A 6,643-nucleotide genomic window follows, 5' to 3' on the forward strand; every position below is an offset into this window, starting at 1 on the left:
CCTCCAGGGGAGGGTAAGGGCCTCACTCCGCCAAATCATTCACCCGCTTCACCCAGGCGCGCACGTCAACGAGCACTTCTGGCAGCAGCGCTCTCACCTCCTGCACCGTCATCCCCGCCTTGATGCGGGGATCGTAGAGCAGGTTGAGGATGTACTGGTCGTAGACGTCGAAATAGCCCATCGAGACGTTGTCGTTGAACATGGTCCAGGGCACGCTCGTGGTATCATTGATCGGGCCGAGCGATTGCAGCAGCTCTTCATAGGCGCAGTCAAGGAAGACGAAGTCGCCATTGTCGACGGTGAGGATGACGTCGGAATGCTCGATCTCGAAATTGTCGTTCTTGCGGAAGCCGGAGAGGCATTGCGGATCGAGCGAGGTGCGGATCTCGCGGGCCTTCTCCGCGCCGTAGAAGCTGGAGATGGTGCGAAACAGGTCGCGGTCGCGCACCAGCTTGACCCGCAAATTCGCCGCCTCGCTGCTGTCGATCATGGCGATGTCGAGGTGCTGCACGCGCTTGCCTATGTCGGCCACGACCTTGGCGAGCTGAGCCTTGCGGTCGGCGCGGTCGCCATCGGCGAACACGCGCACCGGCCCGTCGAACTTGCGGATGCGGTCGACGCGGCCAGCGAGGTGGTATTCGGCGCCGAACGCCGTCTTCAGAAAGCCCTCGACGATCTCGCCGTCGGTAAAGCTCTTTTTCTCGGCGCGCTGGCGCGCCGCGATCGCGGGCAGTTCGCCCGCCACCGCAAGGGTAGCGGTGTCAGGCGCGACGATGAGCGCTGCGAGCGCCAGGAGGGCGATGCGAAGGCGAGGCGAAGGCGGATTCAATGCGCTCATCGTCGTGCGACGCTGCCGTATTCGCAAGCTGCGCACAAGACCGTAAATCACGCGCCCTGCGTGTTTCCGCCACTCATCTGCGCCAAAGAGTAACGGACGTCGTCATGAGTCCAGCAGGAGCCGCGGGCTCTCTCAACCTCTCCCGCTTGCGGGGGAGGTCGCGCCGAAGGCGCGGGTGGGGGCTTTCTCCGCTTTGGGAGTGTTCATTGTGGCGAGAGCCCTCTCCCCAACCCTCTCCCGCAAGCGGGAGAGGGAGCGCACCGTCTGCGTGGACGTAAGCGCACTCCCTTCGTTATCTTGCTAGTTGTTGAGCACGACCACCGTGGTACCGACCGAGACGCGGCCGTAGAGGTCGGCAACGTCTTCGTTGGTCATGCGGAAGCAGCCCGAGGAGACCGCTTGGCCGATCGTCTCCGGCTCGTTGGAGCCGTGGATGCGGTAGAGCGTCGAGCCGAGATACATGGCGCGCGCGCCGAGCGGATTCTCGATGCCGCCCTTCATGTGGCGCGGCAGGTCCGGCCGGCGGGCCAGCATCTGCGACGGCGGCGTCCAGTCCGGCCACTCCTTCTTGGCGGTGATCCGGTGCACCCCGCCCCAGCGGAAGCCGTCGCGGCCGACGCCGATGCCGTAGCGCAATGCCTGGCCGCCTCCCAGCACTAGGTAAAGCCGCCGTTCGGTGGTGTTCACCACGACGGTGCCCGGCGCGTAATTGGTAGGATACATCACGGTGGAGCGGGGAACCGGGCTCGCACCGCTGCCGAGATAGCCGGTGGAGCTCGTGCCCGTGAAGTCTATCATGCCCGCGGCGGATGCGGTGCCCGCGCCCGCCAGCAACAGCGCCATTGCGGCAATCGGCGCGGCAAAAAACCGGATCATTGTTTCCCCCAGCAAAAATTCAACGAACGCCACAGGCCATATTTGCGGGCATTTCGCAAGCCACGGCCCCGTGAGGGATGTCATCCCCGCGATCGGCGTTACCAAATCGGCAACCACGCCAATTGGTCGGAAAGCATTAGCCAAACCCACGCGTCGTCGCGCCCGGCAGGGCAGCAATGCCTGCTATTGCTTTGACGAGGGCCACGAACAATGATTGATCGAATGGATTGGTGGACATTGCCGGTTGCAGGAGCTGACGGATGAATGGTGCGGAAAGCCTGGTGCGGACCATGGTCAAGGGTGGGGTCGACGTCTGCTTCAGCAATCCCGGCACCTCCGAGATGCATTTTGTCGCAGCGCTCGACCGCGTGCCGGGGATGCGCTGCGTGCTCGGCCTGTTCGAAGGCGTGGTGACCGGCGCCGCCGACGGCTATTTCCGCATGAAGGGCACGCCGGCCTCGACCTTGCTGCATCTCGGCCCCGGCCTCGCCAATGGCCTCGCCAATCTGCACAACGCCAAGAAGGCGAATTCCGGCATCGTCAACATCGTCGGCCAGCATGCGGTCTACCACATCGGCTACAACGCGCCGCTGACCTCCGACATCGAGGGCCTGGCCCGGCCGATGTCGTCCTGGGTGCGCACCTCGCCGGATTCCAAATCGGTTGCGGCCGACGGCGCCGCGGCGATCGCCGCCGCTAGAAGCGCGCCGCCGCAGATCGCAACCCTGATCCTGCCCGCCGACACCGCCTGGAACGAGGCCGATGGCATCGCCGAGGTGCCGGCCGAGCAGCAGCGCGCGAGCTACTCGCCGCAGGCGGTCGAGCAGGCCGCCAAAATCCTGCACGGCGACGGTGAGGGCACGCTGCTGCTGATGACCGGCAGCGCGCTGAGCGAGCAGGGGCTGGCGCTGGCCGAACGCATCGCCGGCAAGACCGGCTGCACGGTGATGGGCCCGACCTTCCGTCCCAGGATGGCACGCGGCCGCGGCCGGTTCTCGATCGATCGGATTCACTACGTCATCGACAACGCGCTGCCGATGCTGGCGAAGTTCCGCCACATCGTGCTGGTCGAGTCCGATGATCCCGTGGCCTTCTTCGCCTATCCGAACAAGCCGAGTGTGCTACGGCCCGAAGGCTGCGACGTACATCGCATGACCTCCTGGGGCGAGAACTCGGTCGCAGCTCTGGAAGCCCTCGCCGGCGCGGTGAAGGCGAGCACCAGGGACGTCAAGCCACAGGCCTTGGAGGAATTGGTCAAGCCGACGGGCACGCTCAACTTCGCCTCGATCGCGCAGGCGATCGCCTGCGCGATTCCCGAGAACGCGATCATGGTCGACGAATCCCTGACCACCGGCCGCGGCTTTTTCCCGCCGACGGCGGCGGCCGCCCCGCACGACTGGCTCCAGAACATGGGCGGCTCGATCGGCTTCTCCACGCCGCTCTCGATCGGCGCTGCGATCGCCTGTCCCGACCGCAAGGTGATCTGCATGGTCGGCGACGGCAGCGCGATGTACACGATCCAGTCGCTGTGGACGCAGGCGCGCGAGAACCTCAACATCGTCACCATCGTGTTCGCCAACCGCATCTATCAGATCCTGCGCGGCGAGTTCGACAATGTCGGTGCCGGCGAGCCCGGCCAGCGCGCCAACGACATGCTGAAGCTCGACCGGCCGACGCTGGATTTCGTGGCGCTGGCGAAGGGCATGGGCGTGCCCGGCCGCGCCGTGACCAATGCGGACGAGCTCAACGAGGCACTGGCCGAAGCCGTCGCCGAGCCCGGTCCGCGGCTGATCGAAGTCCAGATGTAGGTCTCTCGACGAAACAGAGCGCCGAGGGCCCGGAGGCACGATGCAGACCGAGCTGAACAAGGTGATCGCGGCGCTCCGGGACTTCTACGCCCACGAAGGATTCCTGTTCGAAAAGGACATCGGCGAGCGAGCGATCACGCATCGCTTCGCCGTGTATCTCGAGAAGCAGTTCCCCGGCTGGGCGGTCGATTGCAATTACGACCGGCTCGGCGAGCGCACGCTGCATTTGCCGCACGGCACGATCATCTCCACCGACGATCATCTGGGAAAGTCGATCTATCCCGATGTCGTCGTGCATCAGCGCGAGATCCCGAACAATCTGCTTGCCATCGAAATCCGCAAGGCGAGCAATCACACCGCGCTCGACCACGACCAGCACAAGCTGAGGGCGCTCACGGATGCCCATGTCTGGTTCGCTTATTGGATCGGCGTGCTGCTGGTGCTGGACCAGCATAATGTGACGACATCGGAGGTCTATGTCGGCGGCATCGTCGAGCCACAGCTCTCGCGCTGGTTCGCAACGCGGCTGGAGGAGACCGGTCTCGGGGCCGCGCATTAAAGAGGGATGTGATGGGAAACAGGACGTAATGGGTCGAAGTCGAATCAAGTCGTTCGACAGCATCACTCTCTCCGTTCCCTCCCCCTTGTGGGCAGGGCAATCGCATTCAGCCCTTTCTCTGCGGCCTATCCTTCGAGACGCCCGCCTTTGGCGGGCCCTCAGGATGAGGACGGAGTGCGGGGCAGCAATTTCCACAGGCAAAGATGACGCTTAGCCTCATCCTGAGGAGACCGCAAAGCGGTCGTCTCGAAGGACGAGGCGCTCGCTCAGGCCACAAGAAGTCATATGCGATAACCCTCCCCCACAAACGGGGGAGGGAACGCACTTCCGCCGGGGCACTAGCCGAGTCTCATCTCATCAGTCTCTAGCGGCCTTCACACCGCTGACGGAGCGCGCAAAGTCAGTGCAGGCTGGGACCGCGGCCGAGCGCGTAGGCGACGAGATCCCTCAGCGCGAAGTTGGGGCCGGTCACCGGCGCCCAGTTAGGGTCGAGCGACAGCAGCGAGGAATTATCGCCGAACATCAGGCCGAGGAAGACCTCGGCCACGATGCGTCCGCCGACCGGGCCGAGCTGCGGTGTGTTGATGGGGCCGGGCGCGCCGGTCGCCGGGACCATGACGGCGGTCTGGAACTGCCGTGCCTCGGCCAGGATGTAGGTCCAGAGCGGGCAGTTGCCGGCAAACACGCCGTTCGCGATGGTCGCGATCTTGACTTGCGGATCGCCCGGTCTCGCCTCGTCGACGGCCTTGCCGATGATGATCTCATCATCCGTCAGCGGCGTCAGGTTCATCGCCCTGGCAACAGCCTGGCCGGACGGCAGACCGAGCCGCCAGCTGCGCTCGAGATTGCGCAGCGCCAGCGACGACGGATTGGACGCGACCTCCGGCGGCAGCTTGCGCAGCGGGTCCACCAGCGAGGTATCGATGCGATAGGCGAACTGCAGCCGCCTCTTGTTGTCGGCATTGGTGTCGTCATCCGCGACACCGTAGGCGCGCGTGTCGAGATCGATGAAGCGGCCCCAGTCCATCGCGCGTCCCGGGCCCATGGCGCGGAAGCCGGTCAGTGCGTTCTGGTCGGGATTGTTGGGATCGGGGAAGATCTGCAACAGCATGTTGGCCGCATCGTTCAGCCGGTAGCCGGGGCGGATCATGGAGTGCCCGAGCCGGTAGGCCGCGACCGAGAACTCGACCGGCATGAACGGATAAGTCTTCCAGTGGTAGTGGGCGAGCTTGCTGCGGTCGTAGTGACCTGCGGTCTTCAGCTCGTCGAGCACGCTGGCATGGACGATCCGCGGCAGGAAGTCGTTCAGCACGACGTATTGATAGTGAAAGCGGACGCGCTGCTGCACGTCTTCGAACGACAGGCTGTCATTGTCGTCGACCATGCGATTGTGAAACCGCAGCATCAAGGCCTGAAACTGCGAGACGATGCTGTTCTCGTCGTTGCGGGGATCGCCGATCAGCGCGCGGCCCTTGAAGCGCGGCAGGTCGCTGGCATCGGGCACACCGGCGCCGGTCAGATTCTCGCCGAGCCGGAACTTGATGCCGTCGTACATGTAGGGTTGGTCGTTCGGCCCGCGGCCATAGAGATTGTCCAGATCGAGCGCCGGCGTGCGGAAGTCGACGAGCCCGTCCGGATCCTGCTGCTTGGTCAGCGAGCTCACCGGATCGAAGGTGATATCGTGGTCGATGAACTGGCCGAAATAGGTGTAGAGCGCGGGAATACCGCTCTCTTCTGCGTCCGGCCCGTCCTTCGGTCCGTCGAAGTCAGCGACCATCTTGTCGGCGAGTGCCGAAAGGTTCGCGATGTTGTTGGCGTCGTTCGAGCCGAATTTCGCCGGTGTGAGCTTGCGGAACATGCGGCCGAAGCGGCCTTGCGAAAGCGACGAACGCGTTGCGTTCAGACCGCGCGGAACAATTGCGTGGCGGCTGCTCATGAACAATCTCCCTGAAAAGTCGAGATGAAACAAATCGGGCTAAAGTTGTCTGCGCTGGAATATGCATGCTAAGCGGGATCTGACCCGCCAAGAGCGATATGGATCACAGTTGCCCGGCATCGATGATTTTTCGGAGGAGGCGCCTTACGAACAAGCTACGGCAGCGCATCGTGAATCTGCCCCGCGGCGGCGACGGATAACATTCTCGTCATCGATGGGACGGCGAAGCCGACCGTCTCCATGCAAAAAGCTTGCGGCTCGTGGCACGCGCACGCCGCAAGATTGTCAGTTATCGCGCTGCTGCGAGAACGCGTAGTGCGGATTGATGCCGCAATCTATGTGACCTCGGCCACAGTTCATGCCCGGGTTCCGGCCTATCTTGACGACACTTGCACGCGTCGATCCCGCAGGACTAGTTTTGCCTCATTCGGATCAGGCATTTTTGGAGGTACTGATGCAAAAATCATATAGGCTGGCTGCGACAGCAGCTCTGGCGCTTATCATGCAAACACCGCTCGCGCTGGCGCAGAGCGCGCCGGCCGCCGGCAGCACTGCGGCACCGGCTGCCACGACGACCGCGCCGGCTGCGACGACACCAACGCCGAGTGCCACCGCTACCACCACCA

Annotated in this window: 5 protein-coding genes; 2 read left to right on the plus strand and 3 right to left on the minus strand. The window is 64.0% G+C overall.

The genetic code is table 11. The annotated features are described in order from the left end of the window. Nucleotides 1–22: 22 nt before the first annotated feature. Entirely contained in the window at nt 23–838 is an 816-nt protein-coding gene (locus FXV83_RS32605; RefSeq protein ID WP_187436318.1) for a DUF2927 domain-containing protein, read from the minus strand. Nucleotides 839–1,138: 300 nt separating this feature from the next. Beyond that, entirely contained in the window at nt 1,139–1,714 is a 576-nt protein-coding gene (locus FXV83_RS32615) for a L,D-transpeptidase (RefSeq protein ID WP_187436319.1), read from the minus strand. A 260-nt stretch (nt 1,715–1,974) separates the two neighbouring features. On the opposite strand from FXV83_RS32615, the gene FXV83_RS32620 reads away from it, so the two are divergent. Both FXV83_RS32620 and FXV83_RS32625 read left to right on the plus strand, forming a co-directional pair. Further along, entirely contained in the window at nt 1,975–3,522 is a 1,548-nt protein-coding gene (locus tag FXV83_RS32620) for an acetolactate synthase large subunit (RefSeq protein WP_148743679.1), read from the plus strand. Nucleotides 3,523–3,562: 40 nt separating this feature from the next. Next, nucleotides 3,563–4,081, plus strand: a complete 519-nt coding sequence (locus tag FXV83_RS32625) for a hypothetical protein (protein WP_148743680.1) — start codon at nt 3,563–3,565, stop codon at nt 4,079–4,081. A gap of 400 nt (nt 4,082–4,481) precedes the next feature. Here the strand turns inward: FXV83_RS32625 and FXV83_RS32630 are convergent, their stop codons facing one another. Beyond that, complete coding sequence (locus tag FXV83_RS32630; protein ID WP_148743681.1) at nt 4,482–6,017, minus strand: peroxidase family protein; 1,536 nt, start codon at nt 6,015–6,017, stop codon at nt 4,482–4,484. Between the last annotated feature and the right edge of the window lie 626 nt (nt 6,018–6,643).

Source organism: Bradyrhizobium hipponense (assembly GCF_008123965.1).
In the GTDB taxonomy this organism is placed as follows: Bacteria; Pseudomonadota; Alphaproteobacteria; order Rhizobiales; family Xanthobacteraceae; genus Bradyrhizobium; species Bradyrhizobium hipponense.

What these genes read in the sequence shown, in the direction of transcription:
- FXV83_RS32615 (WP_187436319.1), bottom strand. Translation starts at nt 1,714, where the DNA reads ATGATCCGGTTTTTTGCCGCGCCGATTGCCGCAATGGCGCTGTTGCTG.
- FXV83_RS32620 (WP_148743679.1), top strand. Translation starts at nt 1,975, where the DNA reads ATGAATGGTGCGGAAAGCCTGGTGCGGACCATGGTCAAGGGTGGGGTC.
- FXV83_RS32630 (WP_148743681.1), bottom strand. Translation starts at nt 6,017, where the DNA reads ATGAGCAGCCGCCACGCAATTGTTCCGCGCGGTCTGAACGCAACGCGT.
- FXV83_RS32625 (WP_148743680.1), top strand. Translation starts at nt 3,563, where the DNA reads ATGCAGACCGAGCTGAACAAGGTGATCGCGGCGCTCCGGGACTTCTAC.
- FXV83_RS32605 (WP_187436318.1), bottom strand. Translation starts at nt 838, where the DNA reads ATGAGCGCATTGAATCCGCCTTCGCCTCGCCTTCGCATCGCCCTCCTG.